Genomic DNA, 21,530 nt, shown 5'->3' on the forward strand with positions numbered 1-21,530 from the left:
AGTAGTCTTCAAAACCTTTGTTGGAAAAAGCTAGCTTCGTTCGCTTCCCAAGGGTGGTGATGGAAATCTGGGTCATGCCATTGATGAAGGAATAATTACTCTGACGAACCAAATCGGCTTGAGGCCGCTGAAAATCAACTGGCTTTTCCAACCACGTCAAGTCCCGCGAAACTTGAATCCACTTGTTGTCGGTTGCCTTGTAGCGATAAGAATGTTGTTTCATTTGTTTCTGGACCGTCTTGTAACGAGCAACAACCGTGCGAAAGACCGACTGAACCATCTGACTATTGAGCGCCGATTCTTGTCTAAATTTTTTATACAGATGGTTATTTATTTTCAACCAACTCAGTGGAAAGTCGTGATCAAAGACCCACTGGCTGACAATGTTTGCTAACCGCTGATATTCTATGGGCATAGCCAGAAATTCACCGGCTTGAATCGTGTCTAGATAGAGTCGCAACTTAATAGTACGTCCTAGTTTAACCATCGGCTACCTCCCCTGTAGGTTGGATTTAGTATACCATATCTGGCAGTCCGATAGGGGAACGTACGTTTAAGGACGGCTTAAGTTCTGGCATTCATCTCGCGATTAAAATCGCGGGTTTTCTGCTTAGTTTTTAATAAAAGTTAGTTAACGGTTAACTTAGAGTATCTGAAAGAATATTCTGAGATGGTTTTAGTATTATGTTGAATGGTAATTCATGAAAGTTTCATCAATCGATCCGTGAGATATAGATTAATGAAAATAGTTATATCTCACAGATACCAGCTTTGCTAGTGTAAAGACGCTAGGTGGTGATTAGACTTGTTTTCAATAAAGATTATGTAAAGGCCCTTGAAGTTGTAAATAATCTGCCTAAAATAGGTCCATAGAGCTCAGAACTAGGGACTTATGTGCCCGTTAAATGACAAACAGGTAACATTTTCGCTACGCAATCGTTTTCAGGTGAAATGGGTCTTCAAAAATCCTTAAGAAGAGCGTATCATTGAAAATTAATCGCGTAATTATGAAAATTTTCATAGTTTTTGAGCGAAAAGGCTGACAAAATGGCTAGCAGGCGTTATAGTAGTCATCCTGTGCCAAAGGTTGGCAAAATTCTAAAAGGAGGTCGGCGCATGAACGACTTAACTAAGGGTAACTCCCTCAAACTCATTTTCTTTTTTACGATTCCACTTTTAATTGGTAACTTATTTCAGCAATTATATAACGTTTCTGATACTGTGGTTGTGGGGCAAACCTTAGGGGTCAAAGCGCTGGCTGCGGTGGGAGCAACAGGCTCCATCAACTTTTTGATTATTGGTTTCGCGCAAGGATTAACAGCTGGTTTGGCTATCATTACGGCTACGCGTTATGGTGCGCGTGACTACAAGGGTGTCCGGAAATCATTTGCTGCGAGCATTGTCATTTCAATTCTGATGACGGTAGTGTTAACAGTATTGTCCTTAACGTTTGTTGACCCAATCCTTCATCTGATGCAGACACCAGCTTCTATCTTTGAAAATGCGCGAATCTTCATCAGAACCATTTTTGCTGGAATTTTCGCATCAATGGCCTTTAACTTACTATCAAATATTATTCGGGCTCTCGGGGATTCCCGGACGCCACTGATCTTCTTAATGATCGGAACAGTTATCAACGTGTTATTGGAATTGCTCTTCATTCTAGTCTTTCACATGGGTGTTGCGGGTGCAGGTTGGGCAACGGTTATTTCACAGGTAGTTGCTTCTTTGCTATGTGTGATTTACATCGTTCGGTCCATTCCGTTGTTGCATATTTCCAAGGATGATTTTAAAATTGATTTTCACGAACTGTGGGATCACTTCTCTACGGGGATGCCAATGGGTTTTCAGCTATCGATCATCGCGATTGGAACGATGGTTATGCAGGCTGCCTTGAACTCGTTAGGGACAGACTCTGTAGCCGCTTCTACTGCTGCTTCCAAGGTTGATCAATTGTGCTCACTGCCAATGTCATCCTTTGGTGTCACAATGGCCACTTTTGCCGCACAGAACTTTGGGGCATCGAAATATGGTCGTATCATGGAAGGGGTTAAGAAGACCCTCTGGTTATCTGGGAGCTTTGCTGTCTTTGCCGGTGGCCTGGTTATTTTCTTCGGGAAGCCTATTGTGACGTTGATTATCGGAACCGCTGACGAAAACGTTATTCGGTTATCACAGACCTACTTCAACATTATTGGCAGTAGTTATCTATTGCTGAGTGTCCTCTTTATCATTCGGAATACTCTCCAAGGCCTTGGTCGGCGGGTGTTACCAACGCTAGCTGGTGTTGGTGAACTGACCATGCGGGTCTTTGCCGCGGTATTCATGGTTGGTGCCTTTGGCTATGCCGGTGCCGTTTCAGCGGAACCACTGGCTTGGCTGGGTTCATGTGCCATTCTAGTGCCATCTTGGATTCGGGCCGTTAAACAGCTGCGAAACCTACAGCGTTCTGTGGATGTTGTTGAAGGTAAGACAGAGACAGAACAGGCTGATAGCGTCCCTCAAGCAGTGGCGAACCAAGCACGGGTGGCAGTTACGCAGCCTAAATTAGAGTCTTAGCAATAAGCGTGATACACTAAAGGTGGCCGTTTTTAAACGGCTGCCTTTTTTTGACGAAAACCAGGTGGTAGTGGCTGACCGACCTTGACGACTGGCTGAGCAGTCTGCTCGGTGAATCAGCTACCCGCTAATCAAGGAGTGCTTAACGAGATGAAGAGCTTTATTTTTGATATTGATGGAACCCTGTTGGACACGGAAGCAATGTATATTAAATCCCTCCAGGCCATTCTACATGAGCGGGGGATGGATCGCCCGTATGCTGAGTTGGCGACGACCTTTGGCATTCCGAGTCGTGACGCGTTGATTCGACTAAAGGTTCCGGAAGTTGAGAAAGTTTTGGCATTGTGGGGTCCTCGTACGCAAGCTTATCGTGAGACGGTTGCTATTTACCCGGGTGTTAAAGCGGCTTTACAACAGTTAAGGGATGCTGGCGCCCAGTTGGCCGTGATGACGTCTAAGCAGCAGTTTGAGTATAATCGTGACGTGGTCGGCGAAGGTTTAGCCGATTACTTTACGCAGCACGTCATAGCTGAGGATGTTGCCCACGGCAAACCAGCGCCGGATGGCATTTTATTGGCAATGGCACGGTTGCATGCAGATCCGGCAACAACCATTTACGTTGGTGACACGGATTACGACGTTCGTGCGTCTCAAGCGGCTCATGTGAGTTTTGGATTTGCAGGTTGGAATGGTAAACAACCGAATGGCTTCACGCCAGATGTGACGTTTGAACGGGCAACGGACATGTTGAAATTATTGTAGAGGGGTTGTTCAGAAAATTTTGTGCTATATTTGATGCGAACAGTTTTTCAGAAAGCCGCAATTGCGGTATCACCAAAGGAGTGGCAGGATGCTTGCCATAATCGTCACAGGTCACGGTGAATTTGCCCGTGGCATCTTACAGAGTGCCGAGATGATCTTCGGTAAAGCGCAGAAAGTTATGGCCGTGACTCTGGGGGCCAATGAGAGCGTAGAAGATTTGGTCAATCATTATCGTGCAGCTATTCAGAGTATGCAACCCGTTTCGGAGTTGTTATTTCTGGTTGATTTATGGGGTGGTGCGCCCTTTAATGCCGCACAACGGATTGTGACACAAGCGCCAGAAAAGTATGGTTTGATTGCAGGACTAAATTTGCCCATGCTGATTGAGGCATTGGCTGTTCAGAACCAGCCGCTTGATGTTGCAGTTCCCCACCTCGTTCTCACAGCGCAGGGAGGTGTCCGCCACCTTGATTTGTCTGACCGTGGCGAAGCTGGAAATTAAGCCGAATATGTTGAAGTTATGAGAAGCCTTGCCAAGTTGGCAAGACTTTTTTTGATGAGCTTTAGTCAAAGTAGTGATAAGTGTCCAAGCTTTCCGTTCTACGCGGAAAGTGAGGTGTTCTTGGGAAATGGGGCGCTGGGGGATGTGTAAGTGGCTGAGACAGGAACTTTGGACGGTTTGATGGCATGTGAATGGTCCGTGGATAAGCGACGAAGGACGTTTCCGAATGATTGGAAGCCGGCGTGTTACTGAAAGGAAACCTATGAGTATAGCTACCAAAACGAGATTGCGGTTGCAAGAGAACTTCCATTCAAGGTCACCCACTATTCATTTTTTTGGTAAGTTAACCTTAGCATAGTTTGTAGATTAATACAGTCTATTAACCTTATAAATAAATTTATAGAATACTCCGATAACTGGCAATTCTGAAAATGAGAATCATGAAACCTTTACAAACATTTTACACAGCGCAGTTGCCAGCTGTGTTATGATTCTGGTATAGACCGAGCCATGCAAAGCGGTTTCTAAAATTCATGTGTTTAATCCTGAAAACAGTGAGATTGAAAAACAAAAAGAACCACTACGGATTGTAGTAGTCCTTTGAGACGCTTAGCCCACAGATATTTGGTCACGACCATGGCGTTTGGCGTAATAAAGTTGTTCATCAGCACGGCGATAGACATCCACTTGATTTTCATCGGTTGATTGTAGTTGCGTAAGGCCTGCTGAAATTGTAATATCAAAAGTTGCATCCGTGTCCTGCATCGGTGTTTCCCTGATGCGACGAGCAATGGCATCCACTATTGTATGTGCTTGTGTTGAGGTGTAGTTGGCAAAGATAATGGTAAACTCTTCACCACCTGTGCGATAAAGCTGTAGCTTGACATCATTGACTGCGAGCTCTTGCATGATCATCTGAGAAACGGTTGCCAACACGTGGTCGCCGGTCAGATGACCATACGCGTCATTCACCTGTTTGAAGTGGTCGATATCAAAGAGCATGAGCGTTAGGGGGTTCTGGTGTCTCTGTGCATGCTCAAAGGCCTGACTGAAGTCGTTCTTGTACGCGTAAAAATTATGAACGTGAGTCAATTCATCAAAGTTGGTTGTATAGGTGAGTTGTGCGAGAGTGTTAGCACCAGCACGGACGGAATCGATGTAGACAAACGTGATGGTCATGAAGAAAAAACTAAATAACAGTTCCCAACCGACCGTTATCGGATGCAAATCAAAACGAAACTTCATGATGGTCCACATGGCCGCTGAAAAGACGAGGTTAACCAGACTATAAGCAACAAAGTTATTCCAGGCGCGATGTTGATGTTGTTTAACCATCTTCATGGCGAAGTACAGCCCCACGTAGATTCCGGCAAATAGCCAGGATAGAGGAATCATTAGGGTGCCATTGATCCCCATGAAGGCTACGATGACGATAGCCATTTGCCAAAATTTGATTTCCAATTGTAAGAAGTAACTGATGAAAACGACCGCAAATATTTGAAAATTGACGAATACCCAGCCATTTCCGGTGCCCTCGACTGAGAGTTGGGCGCCGATAATCAAGATGGCCATGTAAAGTAACCCAATAATGGTCCGGATTTTACCGACGTTAATGGCCGGATGGCCTTTTTGAAGGTGATTAATGATTCGATCGGTCATAAACCAATAAAAAGTTAGAACGCCTAGTAAAAAGAAAATACTTGTGAAAGCAGGCGCTACGAACCATTGAGCCCAAGTCATAATAAGTCATCCTCTCTCTTTTTTTAGTGCGCTTTGTATCCTGTCACAGTTTGCGTTGTTCTGCGTCATATTTTTTTGTGACGCGAGACAAAAGGACTCAGAACCAAGCGCTCCGAGTCCTTGCTGAGGCTAAGCTTCAACCAATTGTGACTTGATCACGACCGTGACGTTTGGAGTAGTAGAGACTTTCATCTGCACGACGATAGAGGTCGACCTGACTCCCATCAGCTGTCTTTAACTGAGTAGCGCCAACTGAAATACTAATATCGATGGTCTTACCTGAATGTCGGAATTCTGATTCCCGCACACCTTTGGCGATAGCATCAACGTGTTCACGGGCTTGGCTAATAGCATAGTTGTCAAAAATAATCGTAAACTCTTCACCACCGGTGCGGTAAAGGATGAGTGTGGGGTCGATCGTTTGTAGCTGTTGGGTGATTAATTCAGCGACGTGGGTCAATACATAATCACCCGTCAAATGGCCATAAGTATCATTCACGTGTTTGAAATGGTCAATGTCAAAAAGCATTAAGGTTAAGGGATGGTGTTCCGTTTGCGCGGTCGTGAACTGATGACCGAAGGCTTTTTTAAAGGCGTAGAAGTTGTGTACCCGGGTCAAATCATCATAGTTCGTGGTATACGTCAGCTGAGCTAACGTGTCGGCTCCAGCCAACAGGGAGTCAACGTAGATATACATAATGGACAGCAGGAGAAAGCTAAAGAGAACTTCCCAGGCAACAACTGTCCAATCCAGATGAAAGCGTAATAGAATTAGGCACCATAAAACGGTGGAAAAGAAGAGCGCCGTGCTGGCAAAAGCAAAGTAGTCGCGCCAGGGGCTGTGCCGATGGTTTTTGATAAGCTTCATGGTGAGATAGAAACCGATGTAGACGATAGCGTACGCCCAAGTGAGTGCTATCGTCAATGTCCCGTCGATTGCCATGAATACTAGTGTGGCCAATGCTAACTGCCAGACTCGAATTTCCAGCATCAAAAAGTAACTCACGAAGACGACGGCAAAGATCTGAAAGTTAGTGAAGACCCAACTATGATCAGTTCCCGTGACAGAAACCTGTGTCACAATGAGCAGAATAATCATGTAAATGAAGCCAAAAATCGTTCGAACTTGGTTGGCGTCAGGGTGTTGACCGCGATTCTCCATGTATTTAATTAGTTTACTGGTTAAAAACCAGTAGAGGGTCAGGACGCCCAGAAGAAAGAAAATACTGGTAAAAGCGGGCTCCACGAACCATTTGGACCAGGTCATGTGTTGTCATCCATTCTATAATTGGCTACTTAAAAAAACATGTGGTACTTATATATTAACGCGCAAAACTTAATGGAACCACCAGTTGTACAAAATTTAATAAGAAAGAAGGAGTCGGTCCGAACACATTATTCAGACGACTCCCTATTTAGACTAGACTAGGTTTGCCATAAAGGTAACCTTGATGTAATGAAATGTCGAATTTCTTAGCAAGCGCTTGATCCTTCGCATCTTCAACGCCTTCAAGAATCAACTGTAGACGATAATGTTTTGCGATTTTTGACCAGAAAGCCAGGGCGTCGGGAATTTCAGGCGCCCGCCCGTCCATTCGCAAGTTCTGCATAGCGAATTTGATCTGGTCCACAAAGGGAAGCAGGTGCTCAACATTATCGTAAGTATTCGATCCGGTCCCAACATCATCTAAGACTAGGTCGATACCGTATTGGTGGACGGCGGTACTAAAGAGTTGAACTTCCGGGAGGGTTGGTGCTTCGGTAAGCTCAATCGTTAATGCGGCCGGTTTCAGCCGCTTTTTAAGCGCAATAATGGCCCCCAAAGTGAATGGGTCACGTAGTTGCTGATTATTAAGGTTAAAGGCTAGTACCTGCTGATTGACCGCTGTATTCAAGGCATTAGCCGTTTCTTCTAAGAGTTTGGCCTGCTCTTCCACTGAAATGTCGGTGAAGTGTTGGGGAAGGACCCACGTCTCATTCTGCTGTTTACGCAGGAGGACCTCATAGCCAAATATTTTATGATTATCTTGATTGATCTGTGGCTGCACAAAAAAACGATACATTTGGGTCGACTCCTTTAAATATTTCAATTTAATGAATTAACCTTATTTTAGCGCATTCCTGTAGAAGAACAACGTCATATATCGTTTAGTGTTGCCATTGATTTACGTTTCGATTAAAACCAGACGTATACTAGCGACGCCCTTGATGAATTACTCTACTTGTTGAATTTTTGACGAGTGCTGATACTGCCCCCGCATCCACGTTAGGTAGTCAGCACCCTAGGCAGAGTTTCAGTCACGTTAAAGACTGGGACATTATGGCGTGTGACCAATTTTACCATAGATTTAACCGTCTTGTTGGAAGCCTGACGGTTGTTTACGAAAAATACAATTTTGCGTGTTTTGATATTGTGTTGCATTTGCCTAATGTCCTTCGGTGAGGGGCCTGTGCCATTCTCGACAAGTGCGTATTATTTTGTCAATTGCCTAGCGCAGTCAAGACACAATTGAGGAAGGGATGCTGGCATTGACCGATTGATTGTGGCTATTTTGAGTGTCCTAACCTAGCGTTGAAGTGAGCCCAGTTTTCGAATGGATTTGATCATATTTCACAGAAAGTTGGTCTTGGTGGCTCAGAACTTCCCCAATGATTGCTTAGTTGGAAGGCCGGCCTATACGTCGAGGGTAGTGAGGTCCAGTTGGAGTTCCAATTCAATACCTTTAGTGGGTGTGTTCTCAGGGGGTGCTTCCACGTAGCAGAGGTGGGTGAATCCCACGGCAACCCAAAATTTCAAGCCGAGGTAGTTAGTCGCTGAGACCATTAGTCGCATTGTTTGATAGCCCTGTTGCTGATACTGCTGGCAAATTGCGTGAATGCTAGCACTTCCCAGGCCTTGTCGTCGGTTGGCTTGTGAGATGTAAAAGTGAAGTAAGTAAATATTAGTAGCGGTTTCCGCAAAAATCCAGGCGTAACCGATGATTTGCTTATCGTGATAGAACGTTAGGCAGAAAGTCCGGTCGACTGGGATTCCTGGAATTCTTGTTTGAATGTCGCCGAGTGGTGCCAACGGGTCGCGACCTTCTATCTGCTGAAAATAAGGTCGTGCCTCCTGATAGATTGCATGAAGGGCAGAAGCTTCGGCTGCGACTGAAAGAGAGACAGTGATTGTCAATTGGAACACCTTCTAACTTCGGAATTTTAGTAAAGAATACTTGATCTCAGTATACGGCAGCTGTATCAAAAAAGCACCGCCCTTAAAGGCGATGCATAGTCGACCTAAATTTAAAAGGATTAGTAACCGTAGTTGCCGTTATCGGTAGATCCAGTTGACGACCCATAACCGGAGTTAGTCGTGGTTGAACCATAGCTGGTATCCGTGCCATAAGCCGAGGTATCGGCATCCGTCGTGAAACTCTTGGTATCAGCCAGACCCAGGGTCTTACGAATATGGTTTGAGACCTTCTTCAGTTCCGCGTTAGTTGGTACCTGGTAGGAGAGACCGTCAATCATAGCATCCTGTCCCTGTAACGTTTCTGATTTGATGTGATGAGAGGCATCACCGTATTTAGCACGGATTTGCATCAGATCATCAAAGGTCAGGTCGGTCTTCAGGTTCCCTTTCAGGGAAGTCAAAATCTGTTGGTAACGGGTGAGAGAAGTCAAACCGGCCGCCTTAACGACCAACTTTTGTAGGACCTGACGTTGCCGCTTTTGCCGACCGTAGTCACCCAGCGGATCTTCGTGTCGCATTCGGGAATAAGCCAAAGCTTGTTTCCCGTTCAGATGGGTCTTCTTACCCTTGGTGACATTAGCTGCCCCATAGTGGAAGGTCAGTGTTGGCGTCACATCGACCCCGTTAACAGCATCGACCATCTTTTCTAGGCCACCCATGTTGACGATAGCATAGAAGTCAATGGGGATGTCTAGAAGATCCTCAACCGTCTTCACAGCTGTCTTCGGTCCGCCAATTGTGTAAGCGGCGTTGATCTTCTGAACAGAGGCGTTGACCCCGGAGCCGACCGTAACCCGCGTATCTCGAGGGATACTAGTCAGGTAGGCAGTTTCGTTCTTCGGATTGATTGTGGCAACCATCATGGTATCGGTCCGACCCACGTCAGAACGTCCCAATGCCCCAGTATCGGTTCCCATCAGTAGAATGGAGAAGGGCTGGTTCTTCTTCAGGACAGCAGAGACGTTACGACTCTTGGCCGCCTTAGAAGACTCGTAGGTTTGACTAAAAGTCTTCTTAGCTGAATTCCAAGCTTGATAGCCGTAAGCTAGGCCACCGGTCAGCATCACCAATAGGACAATGACGACCGTCCACATCACGGGACGATGGGGGTGAACTTGCGGCGTTTTAAAGTGTGAGTTACGGTCAGCACGCCGGTCATAGACTTGCTCGAAGTCCTCTGGTGATCGGTGACGTCTACTTTCATTATCATTTGGCATAGTTATTTCCTCATCCTCATTAAAATCTTTGTATACGCACTGCTGGCGCTCACGAAACAGCGTTCGGAGTCGGCCAGCGCAACCAAATTTTAAAAGTTCCCCTGGAAATCTGGTTTGCGGACTCAATTAATTTATTAGACCACAAAAAAGGCCGTTCGTAAACGCTTGGTTGGCCCAAAACTAGGGAAAATGGTAAGGAGTATAGAAGATAAAAGCTATTTTAAAAAGCTTGTCAAGGATGGCTAAAGCATGGCATATGGGCGTTTGTAACCGGTTACGGATCTGCCAATTTTCAGACCCGTGCTATAATGACTCAAGTTAGTTAAGAATCGTTAATATTTTATGACGCACGGCGAGGAGGGTGACTGATGGCCGTCTTTGTTCGAAGCATCTCAGGTGTTTTAATTATCCTGGTGATGATTGGTTTAGGTTATATTCTTTCTCGCCGCGGTTGGTTTGACGAGCAATCGCGCCGGCTGATTGCCCGACTGGTCACGCAAATTGCGTTACCAGCCTATATGATCAGTACGATTACGACCCAGTTCTCGGCGCAAACGTTAAAGTCGACACTGCCGGATCTGCGGTTTCCCATCGTTTCCATGTTAATCATGTTTGGATTATCGGTGATCGCTTTTCATGGTTTCAAGATTCATCCGGAACGACGGGGGTTGTTTGAGGCGATGTTTGCCAATTCCAATACCGTATTCGTCGGACTGCCGGTTAACGAAGCTCTGTTTGGACCGAAGAGTATGCCGTTCGTCTTGGTCTATTACATGGCCAATACCACGTTTTTCTGGACACTGGGAGCTTACTTGATCCAGCGGGATGGTCAGGGCACCGCAACATTCAACCTGGTGACGACGCTGAAGAAGATCTTTTCACCACCCCTGTTAGGCTTCATGCTGGGGGTTGTGCTGGTCCTACTCGACATTCAATTGCCCACGTGGATCATGAAGGATTTTAGCTATATCGGTGGACTCACGGTACCGCTGTCGATGATCTTTATTGGGACAGCGATTGCCGGTGCTGGCGTTCAGAATATCCGACTGAACCGAGATAGTTTAGGGATTTTATTTGGTAGATTCTTAGTCGCACCGACATTGATGGCCTGTTTGGTCATCCCAACGCCGATGCCTGTGTTAATGAAGCAAGTCTTTATTTTACAAGCGGCGATGCCCGTAATGACGAACGCACCGGTAGTGGCAAAACTTTACCACGCCGATACGGATTACGCGGCCATCATGGTAACCGAAACGACCCTCCTAAGTTTAGTGGTGATTCCGATCTTGATGGTAATCGTCCAGCAAATTCATTAGTTGTTAGGTTTTACATAGGGAGGAACTAGGTTCGTTTTGAGAAGAACATTGTTGTACGTCGCATTTTCAACCTTAATGTTTAGTTCAATGGAAATCGCCTTGAAGGCGGCTGGTGGGGCATTCAATCCCATTCAACTCAACCTGATTCGATTCTTCATTGGGGGAGTCATTCTGTTGCCAATCGCCTTACGAGCGTTGAGCAAGCAGCAACACCACTTAACGCGTTCCGATTGGAGCCTGTTCTTCCTAACCGGATTCGTCTGTGTCATTGTCTCCATGACGCTGTACCAGTTAGCCATTTCAGTCGACGAAGCCTCAACGGTTGCCGTTTTATTCAGTTGTAACCCCGTCTTCGCGTTGATTTTCTCTTACTTGATCTTACACGAACGGCTCGGTCGTGCAAACTTAATTGCGGTTGTCATCTCAATCATCGGGTTAATCGTCATTGTCAATCCCGCGCACTTGTCCAATCCAATTGGGTTAAGTTTAGCGATCGGCTCCGCCCTGACATTCGGACTCTACAGTATCGTTTCACGGTGGGGCTCCGTGCGGCATCACTTTAATGGGATTGTCATGACCTGTTTTACTTTCTTTGCTGGGTCATTTGAGCTGTTAGTGTTGATGTTATTGAGTCACGTCCCCGCTGTTGCCGGTGGGATGCGCCAGGTGTCTTGGTTGAGCCAGTTTGCCGCAATGCCAATCCTGAAGAACGTTAGTCTGGAGTACTTCTGGTTATTGTTCTTCATTGGGGTTTGTGTGACCGGTGGTGGGTTTGCCTTCTATTTCTTGGCGATGGAACGTTCCGATGTTTCCACTGCTTCCTTGGTCTTCTTCATCAAGCCGGGGTTGGCACCAATCTTAGCCGCCATACTGATTCATGAACGAATTTTGACGAATACCGTTATTGGAATCGTCATTATTCTGTTGGGGTCAGTCGTCACCTTTATGGGGAACCGAGTCAAGTCTCGGGAATCTCAATTGGCGGATCAAGAGGCCACCGTACCAGCCAGCGATTTCCAAGAGGAGACGCAGACGGCAGCTGCCAAGCTCCGTGCGCGGGCCGAAGCTCACGTGAAGTCTTCCTCAACGGAATCAACGGATTAATTTTAATTTAAATGAGAACTTGAGCGCGTATCAAATGCTCAGGCGACGAATAGTAGAGATTGCTGGACAACAGTTGATTTCTACTATTTTTTTGCGCTAATTAGGTTAATTGCAATAATTAGAATAGGGTTGAAAGCCTTGACAATTGACGTCAGTGACGTGTTGTTTCTCAATAAGTAAGCCTAATGAAAAAATGAGTGGCAATCTTGTGAGACGACTTTACTTGCTAGTGATTCCGTCTAAACTAAATAGGTGTTTGAGGGAGGGATTTTCATGGATCAAAAAACAGAAGTGATCAAACGCTACTTTAAATTATCGGACTTGGCATCCAGTAGTGACCAAGCCCGGCATGAAATCATCGCGCTCTTTGCCAGTAATGCCGTTGTTAAGGGGGCTAATGGGGTGGTTGTTGACAATCCAACTAAAATTTCTGCGTTTTTTGAGCACTTTTTCAAGGACAATCAAGTGTTACGACATCTTTGTCAAGTCAGTATCAGTGATGGCAACTATCAAGCGGAATGGGCAGTCGCAGGACGTAAAAGTAATGGCAAATTATTTGCTTTTCACGGATTTGATACTTATCAATTTGATCCAAAAAATAAAATAATTTTTTTGCAAGTTGAAATCCGTTAATCGAAGTGACACTATCAGTTCAAAGGTCATTCAAACGATCAGTTCTAGAAATCAGGCGATGATTACTCGGACTGATTTTTTATGTTGCGTAACCCAAGATGTGTGACGATATTTTCAGGTGGTCATTGCTGTGGTTGCCAATCAGTGTGAACAGTAAACGGTGTGTGGGCGTCAACGGTAGCTGTCCGTGATTTTTTGCACAAATTAAACGAAACCTGGCCGCGGCTATGTTATGATTGTCGTGGTAATTTATAGAGGGAAAGGGAGCGTGACGAATGGCAAAGCTGGTTATTTTACGACATGGCGAGAGTGTCGCCAACCGAGATAACATTTTTACGGGGTGGAATGACGTCCCACTGACTGCGAAGGGCCGGCAACAGGCGCAGGCCGCTGGTCAACTGGTCGCTCAGACGGGGCTTCAGTTTGGTGCACTCCACACTTCCATGCTACAGCGCGCAATCGTGACCTCGAACATTGTGCTGGCGGCCATCGATCAGCTTTACATTCCGGAGTACAAGTCATGGCGGCTCAATGAACGCCACTATGGCGCACTTCGGGGGAAGAATAAGGATCGGGTTCGTGAAGAAGTCGGTGACAAGCAGATCAAGATTTGGCGGCGAAGCTTTGAAACAATTCCACCACAGCTGGACCACATCGTGCAGGATACTCGGTACGATCGGTTCGGCCCTCACATCGAGCCCTTGGGTGAGAGCCTTGAGATGGCCTATCATCGGTTGATGCCGTACTGGGTGGATCAGGTGGCCCCTCGACTGTTAGAGGGTCAGAATCAGCTTATCGTTGCCCATGGGAGTACGTTGCGGGCCTTGATCAAATATCTAGATGGTGTTGCGGATGCGGACATTAGCCAGGTTGAAGTTGCCAATGGTGAACCCATTCAATACGATTTTGATGAACACCTGAATGTGCTCAAAAAATTAATTCTTTAATAATTAGTTAACGAAATACTAAGATAATTAGGTTGGCGGACACAATCGGCAGAAAAGATTGTGTTTAGCCAGCCTTTTCGTATAATCAGAGGCAGGGACTTTTCCGTAAGTAATTGGTGAACCACATTACCAAGATAATTATGCAGCTCGGTTCGCACAGAACGTCGAGGGGAGTTCGACGATTTGTGTGGGTGGCTAACTAATTACAAAATTGAGTAGGGTCTAATTTCTAGGGGGATTGAGGATTGTGAATAAGCGTAATTTGGGGCACTGGGCCATCCTGGTAGCGGTGATCGTAGGGATTGCCGGTCTGGTCATTGGCATGCACGAGATTGATACCAAGGACCAGCAGGCAGTTCGCACAACAAATAAGCTGCATGCTAAGCAGACACGACAGGAAATTGCGTACGATGCCTTGCGCAGTAATCAGCTGCGGCAAAAGAAAAAAACGGTACTGGATAAACAGAATAAAGGGAAGAAGCATCCCCAGTTTGCGGCGCGCTTTACCAAGAGCTTGAAGGCTAAAAAATTTGTTGGGACGGCCCTGGTGGTCAAGAATAACAAAGTGGTCTATCAGCGCTCCTTTGGCAAGGCCAACGCGAAGAAACAGCAAGCTAACCAGCCAACGTCACAATTCCTGATCAACTCCATTCAGAAATCGATCACGGGGACACTGGTCATGCGATCCGCACAAGCCGGGCAACTGCACCTGACGGATAAACTCAGTAAGTATTACCCGCAGATCAAGGGGAGTAATCGCGTCACGATTCGGCAGATGCTCGACATGGAAGCCGGTATCAGTGGTGAAATGAACCCTGGGACGACACTGACGGAACCTGCAGTTTATAAATATGCCGTCCAGCAAACGCGCATCAATCGCACTAAAATCAATCAGTTCAATTACCAACCCATCTGCTATACACTGCTGGCCGGAATCTTACGGAAAGTCACGCACGAATCTTACTATCAGTTGTATTATGAACACGTGGTGACCCCGTTAAATCTCAATCATTCTAGCTTCGCACAGCTTAAACACCCGGGAACAACAATCGGTTATAGTGGGACGGTTCCTGGCAACTATTCACAGCCTCACGTGCCATCCGCAAAGGATATGGCCGTGCAGATTGCGACAGGGAACGCCACAATGTCCGCTGGCGATGTCTTCAGAACTGAACGGGCACTGATCCAGGGAACGCTGTTGAAACGCCACAGTGGTGCAAATACCCTGCATCAAAGCAAGTCAACCACGGCACACTATGCTGGTGGGATGTACCACCTTGACCGTGTGGGCTACTATGGTCACGGTGTAGGTGATGACTACGAAGGCACGTACGCCCTGAGTCGTAACGGGAAGACTGGAGTCGTGCTGTTGTCGAATAACTACTATAAGGGTGGTATGTTCCCAACGTGGTCAACGGAAGACCTGGCACTCAACACTTTCCGTAGTGTTAATGCAGCAAGTAAACTCTATTAGAATCTGAGAAGTCGGCATAATTGCCGGCTTTTTTGTACCATCATTAGTTGATGAATGGTGGTGGCGTGATTTTTACGTTATTCTAGTGTAATGGAAAGGATGATAGCGTTTATGAAAATTGTGATTGCGCCCGATTCTTTTAAGGGGAGTTTAACGGCTAAACAAGCTGCCGAGGCGATACATACTGGGCTGAAGCGGGTCTTTCCTGATGCCGACTATGAAATTGTGCCCATGGCGGACGGTGGCGAAGGCACGGTTCAATCCCTGGTCGATGCGACACAGGGAAGTTTTTGCCAAGCAACCGTGTTAAACCCGTTGGAAGAGACGGTCTCAGCCGAATATGGTTTGCTCGGAGATCAACAGACTGCGGTCATTGAGATGGCCGCGGCTAGTGGTATCCAGTTCGTGAACGATGAAACGACGAACCCACTGGGGACGACCACTTATGGCACAGGGCAGCTTATGTTGGATGCTATGCATCACGGCGCCCGTAAAATCATTATTGGCATCGGCGGTAGCGCCACGACTAATGGTGGTCAGGGGATGGCGGAGGCTCTGGGCGTTAAATTTCTAGATGCTACTGGGCAATCCATTCCGCGTGGTGGGGCCGGCTTGGCCGACCTCACCACGATAGACGTGAGTGGCGTGGATCCACTAGTCGCTCAGACCAAGGTTCGAATTGCTTCGGACGTGACCAATCCATTGGTGGGCAGGACTGGTTCCGCAGCGGTGTTTGGTCCGCAGAAGGGGGCCACGCCGGAGATGGTGAAGGTACTGGATGCGAATCTCGTTCATTACGCAGCGGTCATCAAGTCAACGCTGGGTAAGGATCTAGCTAACTTTCCTGGAGCTGGCGCCGCTGGTGGCTTGGGTGCTGGTTTGTTGGCGTTTACCGATGCCAAGATGGAAAAGGGCATTGAGATTGTAGTTCGTGAAACTCATCTCAAAGAACGGGCCGTGGGCGCTGACTATGTCTTCACTGGCGAAGGCGCCATTGACTTTCAGACGCAGTATGGCAAGACGCCAATGGGGACGGCCCAGGCAGTCAAGGCGGCCAGTCCGCATGCTAAGGTGATTGGGGTTGCTGGTAACGTTGGGGAAGGTATTGACCAACTCTATGGACTCGGTATCGATGCCATCTTTGGTATTCTACCGGGGATTGTGGATTTACCGACGGCAATTGCCACGGGTCAGAAAAATCTGGCCCGGACGGCAGAAAATATTGCCCGGGTTATACAGTAGATTTTAACTTGAAGAGGGGATTACGACGGTGGTCGCAATCCCTTTTGGTGTCTTAAATAATTTTTACTGGCATAGTTATGATTTAGACCGCGTCTCTTTTTAAACTAACTCACCAAATTGCCCAGTCTTAACGATTCCTTCAATTGTGAATGACCTGGGAGTGGTACCATTAGCACTGGAGAGACCGATTGACGATTCATACCACGTGTCAATTGGTTGTATAGCAGTTTAGGGGGAGTTCAGATGATTCGGGGAATCAAATGGATAATTGCGGGGAGCTTCATACTCTTCGGCGTCGTTGCAGGGATTGGCGGGGGCGGGTCCACGCAGATAGGGTACGCAGCCAGTGTCGTTAAAACCAAATACGCACTAGGTGATTATCAAGCCAAAAAGTTAAAGTGGGTTCAGAATAAAAATGAATTTGTATCTCGGCCGAAGACGTACGCATGGTCAACAACGTATCATCGACAGGGCACATTTCAAACGCGTCCAGAGACCTATACGACGCGGCGGGGGAATGCGCCAGCAACGTTGACGACTGATCTCTATCTGCCGATCACAGTTCGTAGCTCCGGAGATTGGGGTAATCCGCAAAGCTTGGTACTGACGAAGAATGGTCAGACGGCTTACGTGGGTTATCTGGAGGCGGGAACCACCAGTACCGGGTGGATCGTGAGATACGATCTGGCTAAGCTGCGACAGAAATTTGGCGCAACGACGGGTAACATGGCCCTCATCCGGCAAGCCACTAACGCGTACTCTAAAGGGAAGACGACGTCCCAGCAGAAAACAGTGATGGCGGCGATGAAGATTGGGCCCACATTTGATCTGGGTCATGGTCAATCGCTAGCACTGAATCCGCGGACACAGCAACTTTGGCTGAGTCGGACGAGTGGGGAAGATGGCCGGTATGGTAGTGCTGTGCGGGTCTCTACACGAACGCTGCGCCCAGTTCAGACGGTGGACTACCGGCTGGTCAACAAGACCGGTGCCAAGATAGCCGTCAACAGCACGCTCACGTTCGATAAGCACGGATACGCCTACTTCAGTAGTTATAGTGGCAAACGGGCATTGCGTGTTTACCGGGGGACGATTTCCAAGAAGGGCGTTCACTTTAACTTGGTCATGCAGGGGCTGAAATACCGGCCCGGGCAGACGCACCAATCGATTGCGTATAACGCCAAGAACGACCGTCTTTATTTTGTCAGCGACGATGCCATTTCTTCTGTACCCTTGGCGAAGCTGAATCGTGGCAAGGCAAAGCCAAAGGATGTGAAGGCGACGGTCTTTGCCAGCCATCGTGAGTTCGAAGGCTTGTCGTTTACCGGCAGTGGTCAAGCTTATGTCATTTTGAACCGGGGACCGGAATTGATGCGGTTGACTTTTAAATAGAATAATAAAATTCCGAGACAAGCGTCCCGGAATTTTTTTGTGCTTATTTTAATTAAAGTAGAGATTGAAAGTCGTAACAGCCAATTTTAAAAGCGAGTCTATCCTTAGATGGACAACCTTTTAAAATGATTAAGCCAGGGCACCCATTGGATCCCAAGGTGCTAAGACAGTTGGCGCCTCAGTCTCTTGCGTCTTCTTTAAGTCGTCAGGCAGAAATTGCTTGTTGACGACAACTTGGTAGCAGTATTCATCCATCCAAGCATCGCTCATCACGAAGTAGCCCTTCGTACCGACCTTTTCACCCCAGGAGTTTTCAACCTTCCACTTGGTTGGTTGGCCATCAACTAAGTCGACACCAGTCAAGACCATAGCGTGGGTCATCATACTTTCCCCGTAGTCCAGGCGTTGGGCCTTAGTTGTGGAGAAGTCGATGTTGAAGAGGGCATCCTTGTCGTAGAACTTGGTGTCCATAATGCCCTTTTGACGTTCTGAAGATTGGCCAACATCACAACCGAACCATACGGATTGGCCAGCTTGTAATTGTTTGATAGCCAAGGCCTTAAAGTCCTTCATCGTAACGTTTAAATGCTTCACTTGACGGCCGTTAACCACGTTACCCAACATTTCAACCGTGTAGGTGTGGTTGTATGGCTTGTCGGCGGTTGGGGCGTTGATGATCGAAACGTAATCGGTCAAATCCCAGTCGACGTACTTATCAAAGAAGGACTTTGGCGTTAAGCCCTTGTCGATGTGATAGTTCTTGTCATCGTCGCGGTATTCGAAATCAAATTCACTGACAGGTTCGCCGAGGGAGAAGCTCAGTAAGCGGTAAACTTCACCGAGCATCTTGTCCTTGGCAGTGGCAATGTCCGCGTCGCTGGTCTTGTCGGCAACTAATTGGCGTAAAGTTACGGCGTCTTTTCGTAGCTTTAAGTTCAGTGTGCTGTTGAGTTCGCTAGACTTAGAACTGTTGTAAGTTTCAGGCATAACGGACTTTGGCACGATCCCGTACTTTTCAATGATGGCACACAGCATGTCCCATTGGCCCCCATCTTGTTGTGGGGTCGCCATTAAGAAGGCGACCTTACGGCTAGACGTTGGTTGGTCAGCAGTGGCCAAGACGTTTTCGTAGAAGTAGTTGGCTTTTTCAAATTTATCCCAGAAATTGGTGTAGTTCTGAGATAATTCGAAGTCACTCAAGTTAAAGAGGTCGGCTAAGTGATGACGCATAGTATTCAATGCGGCAAACATCCAGCAACGGCCACTTTGCTTTTGGTTGGCAACTTTCCCGGTGTCCAAATCGATGGAGAAGACGGGAGTCATGTCGGTTTCAGAAGCGTAATCGGCAGAGGTTGCTAAGATTCCTTGATGGCTGACGGCGCGTTCCAACACCTTTGCGGTGGGGTCGGCAGCTAAAGCTTGTTGATAACGGGCGGTTTGATCCGCCGTGATTTCTTTACTCAATGACGTCACTCTCCTAACTTATTTCTCTCATTGTACTCCAATATTCTCATTTTTGTATAGATACCCGAAAACTTGCTTAAAAAATGAGCGATGGGGCAAACGCGTCAGTCAATCTGGACGCGTCATAAGAGATGTCCTACGACACCTTGGGGGCTAATAATCAAAAGGCGCTCTCAATACGACTGGTATTAAGAGCGCCTTAGTTTAAAAAGCTAGTTGAATTCCGTAATCTTCAGATGACCAGACTACGGAGTGGAAAAAGCAAAAAGTTTAGTCGTAATTAAGATGCTCATCTTTGTCGAGCGCGTTAATTTCTGCGACTTCAGCGGCCGTTAAATGAAAGCCGGAGATTTCGAAGTTTTCTTTAACTCGTGCTGGTTTTGAGGACTTAGGGAAGACCACGAAACCAGTGTCAACTTGCCACCGTAAAACGATCTGGGCTGGTGACTTGCCATATTTTGCAGCCAACTTGGTGATCACTGGGTCTTCGAGAATCAAGTGACCGTGGCCGATGGGAGAGTAACCTTCGTTGATCAGACCGTTATCCGTGTTGAACTTGCCTAATTCGGCTTGCACCTTGTAAGGATGACGTTCAATTTGGTTGACCATTGGCTTAACTTTAGCCATGGCAAAGACTTGTTCAAGTTGACTTTCAGAGAAGTTTGAGACGCCAATGGCCCGAACCTTCTTTTGTTGGTAGAGGGTTTCTAGGGCACGCCAAGTATCCAAGGTCAGGTCGAAGTCTTTTTCGTTCGGCCAGTGGATCAGGTATAAGTCCAAGTAGTCCAACTGTAAGTCGGCTAACGTCTTGTCAAAGGCGGCCAGGGTTTTGTCGTAACCTTGATCTGCGTTCCAAACCTTGGACGTGATGAATAGGTCAGAACGGTCAATGCCAGAAGCCTTGATGGCAGCACCAACGGCTGGTTCATTGCCGTAAATGTGCGCACAGTCGAGATGCCGATAGCCAGCGTCTAAAGCCGTCTCGATAGCTGCGGGGACATCCTTACTGTCAATTAAGTAAGTTCCGAATCCTAACATTGGGATGGTAACGCCGTTGCTTAATTGTGTCGTTTCCATGTAATTACCTCGCTCTAAAAATATTTTAACTCATGCTATCTATGATACACTACTGCGCTAGTCGTTTCATGGATGAACCCTTATAGCGGGTGAAAAAATATAACTAAAAAATCACCCGCCCAATTCCATCATGATGAAATTGGCAGATGATCGTTAAAATCCATTCAATGAAGCTTAGTCGCGAGCGTTCAAGACTTCTGGACCGTCTTGACGACCAACGATAACCGTGTTGACCGTGTCTAAGAAGAGACCGTGTTCAACGACACCTACGATGCCATTCAAGGTATTGGCTAATTCGTGTGGATGGTCGATACGACCCAGGTGTAAGTCGATGATGTAGTTCTTGGAGTCAGTCAGGACGTGGCTACCGTCTTCGTTCATCCGGAAGCTAGGCTTTAAGTCCATCTTGTCTAACTTTTCCAGAACGTGACTGGAACCGAATGGAATGACTTCCAATGGCAATGGAAACTTGCCTAAGTGGTGAACCATCTTGCTTTCGTCAACGATCCACATGTTCTTTGTGGAGTTGATGGCCACGATCTTTTCCCAAAGGTGCGCGGCACCGCCACCCTTGATGCCTTGGAAGTTGTCGTCGATTTCATCGGCACCGTCAATGGTTAAGTCGAGGTGGTCAACTTCATCCAATTGCTTGATGGTGATGCCAAGGGATTCGGCTTGCTTAGCGGAACGGTCTGACGTTGCGACGCCAACGACACTTAAGCCTTCCTCTTTGACGCGCTTACCTAAGGCGTCGATCATGTAGCGAACGGTCGAGCCGGTTCCAATTCCTAAAATCATGCCATCCTTCACGTACTTGACGGCTTCTTGGCCAACGAGGGCTTTTAATGCATTTTGATCCATCTTAA

At 46.9% G+C, this 21,530-nt stretch carries 18 protein-coding genes and 1 pseudogene; 10 read left to right on the forward strand and 9 right to left on the reverse strand.

Features of this window, described 5'->3' with window-relative positions; all coding sequences use genetic code 11:
• Positions 1–487: pseudogene (locus ACKTSF_RS04270) on the reverse strand (RNA-guided endonuclease TnpB family protein); the annotation flags it as partial.
• 629 nt (positions 488–1,116) lie between these two features.
• On the opposite strand from ACKTSF_RS04270, the gene ACKTSF_RS04275 reads away from it, so the two are divergent.
• From ACKTSF_RS04275 to ACKTSF_RS04285, 3 genes are all read left to right on the forward strand, one after another.
• A complete protein-coding gene (locus ACKTSF_RS04275) occupies positions 1,117–2,559 on the forward strand; it encodes an MATE family efflux transporter (RefSeq protein ID WP_407886941.1) in 1,443 nt (480 codons plus the stop codon).
• Between the two features lie 150 nt (positions 2,560–2,709).
• Positions 2,710–3,321 (forward strand): HAD family hydrolase, encoded by a 612-nt coding sequence (locus ACKTSF_RS04280; protein WP_407886943.1) that lies wholly within the window; start codon positions 2,710–2,712, stop codon positions 3,319–3,321.
• 88 nt (positions 3,322–3,409) lie between these two features.
• On the forward strand, positions 3,410–3,823 hold the full coding sequence (locus ACKTSF_RS04285; protein ID WP_407886945.1) for a PTS sugar transporter subunit IIA: 414 nt from the start codon (positions 3,410–3,412) through the stop codon (positions 3,821–3,823).
• Positions 3,824–4,432: 609 nt separating this feature from the next.
• On the opposite strand, the gene ACKTSF_RS04290 is transcribed toward ACKTSF_RS04285, so the two are convergent.
• From ACKTSF_RS04290 to ACKTSF_RS04310, 5 genes are all read right to left on the reverse strand, one after another.
• On the reverse strand, positions 4,433–5,482 hold the full coding sequence (locus ACKTSF_RS04290) for a diguanylate cyclase (RefSeq protein WP_407886947.1): 1,050 nt from the start codon (positions 5,480–5,482) through the stop codon (positions 4,433–4,435).
• 217 nt (positions 5,483–5,699) lie between these two features.
• Entirely contained in the window at positions 5,700–6,830 is a 1,131-nt protein-coding gene (locus ACKTSF_RS04295; RefSeq protein WP_407886949.1) for a GGDEF domain-containing protein, read from the reverse strand.
• A 148-nt stretch (positions 6,831–6,978) separates the two neighbouring features.
• Positions 6,979–7,626, reverse strand: coding sequence for an EAL domain-containing protein (locus ACKTSF_RS04300; protein WP_407886951.1), 648 nt, complete (start codon positions 7,624–7,626; stop codon positions 6,979–6,981).
• Positions 7,627–8,237: 611 nt separating this feature from the next.
• Complete coding sequence (locus ACKTSF_RS04305; protein WP_407886953.1) at positions 8,238–8,738, reverse strand: GNAT family N-acetyltransferase; 501 nt, start codon at positions 8,736–8,738, stop codon at positions 8,238–8,240.
• 119 nt (positions 8,739–8,857) lie between these two features.
• Positions 8,858–10,015, reverse strand: coding sequence for an LCP family glycopolymer transferase (locus ACKTSF_RS04310; protein WP_407886955.1), 1,158 nt, complete (start codon positions 10,013–10,015; stop codon positions 8,858–8,860).
• 368 nt (positions 10,016–10,383) lie between these two features.
• On the opposite strand from ACKTSF_RS04310, the gene ACKTSF_RS04315 reads away from it, so the two are divergent.
• From ACKTSF_RS04315 to ACKTSF_RS04345, 7 genes are all read left to right on the forward strand, one after another.
• Positions 10,384–11,331 carry an AEC family transporter gene (locus tag ACKTSF_RS04315; protein WP_407886957.1) on the forward strand — a complete coding sequence of 316 codons (948 nt, stop codon included), beginning with the start codon at positions 10,384–10,386 and terminating at the stop codon, positions 11,329–11,331.
• Positions 11,332–11,418: 87 nt separating this feature from the next.
• A complete protein-coding gene (locus ACKTSF_RS04320) occupies positions 11,419–12,435 on the forward strand; it encodes a DMT family transporter (protein ID WP_407887236.1) in 1,017 nt (338 codons plus the stop codon).
• Between the two features lie 273 nt (positions 12,436–12,708).
• A complete protein-coding gene (locus ACKTSF_RS04325) occupies positions 12,709–13,068 on the forward strand; it encodes a hypothetical protein (protein ID WP_407886959.1) in 360 nt (119 codons plus the stop codon).
• A 275-nt stretch (positions 13,069–13,343) separates the two neighbouring features.
• Positions 13,344–14,015, forward strand: coding sequence for a 2,3-bisphosphoglycerate-dependent phosphoglycerate mutase (locus tag ACKTSF_RS04330; RefSeq protein ID WP_407886961.1), 672 nt, complete (start codon positions 13,344–13,346; stop codon positions 14,013–14,015).
• A 247-nt stretch (positions 14,016–14,262) separates the two neighbouring features.
• Entirely contained in the window at positions 14,263–15,489 is a 1,227-nt protein-coding gene (locus tag ACKTSF_RS04335; protein ID WP_407886963.1) for a serine hydrolase domain-containing protein, read from the forward strand.
• 111 nt (positions 15,490–15,600) lie between these two features.
• On the forward strand, positions 15,601–16,731 hold the full coding sequence (locus tag ACKTSF_RS04340) for a glycerate kinase family protein (protein WP_407886965.1): 1,131 nt from the start codon (positions 15,601–15,603) through the stop codon (positions 16,729–16,731).
• A 243-nt stretch (positions 16,732–16,974) separates the two neighbouring features.
• Positions 16,975–18,123, forward strand: a complete 1,149-nt coding sequence (locus ACKTSF_RS04345) for a hypothetical protein (RefSeq protein WP_407886966.1) — start codon at positions 16,975–16,977, stop codon at positions 18,121–18,123.
• 129 nt (positions 18,124–18,252) lie between these two features.
• Here the strand turns inward: ACKTSF_RS04345 and ACKTSF_RS04350 are convergent, their stop codons facing one another.
• The 3 genes from ACKTSF_RS04350 to rpiA form a co-directional block, all read right to left on the reverse strand.
• Entirely contained in the window at positions 18,253–19,587 is a 1,335-nt protein-coding gene (locus ACKTSF_RS04350; RefSeq protein WP_407886968.1) for a C1 family peptidase, read from the reverse strand.
• Between the two features lie 270 nt (positions 19,588–19,857).
• Positions 19,858–20,664: an aldo/keto reductase gene (locus ACKTSF_RS04355; protein ID WP_407886970.1), complete on the reverse strand. Its 807-nt coding sequence runs from the start codon at positions 20,662–20,664 to the stop codon at positions 19,858–19,860.
• Between the two features lie 174 nt (positions 20,665–20,838).
• Positions 20,839–21,525, reverse strand: a complete 687-nt coding sequence (gene rpiA, locus ACKTSF_RS04360; protein WP_407886972.1) for a ribose-5-phosphate isomerase RpiA — start codon at positions 21,523–21,525, stop codon at positions 20,839–20,841.
• Positions 21,526–21,530: the final 5 nt, after the last annotated feature.

The sequence above is a fragment of the Levilactobacillus muriae genome (assembly GCF_045862015.1).
Taxonomy (GTDB): domain Bacteria; phylum Bacillota; class Bacilli; order Lactobacillales; family Lactobacillaceae; genus Levilactobacillus; species Levilactobacillus muriae.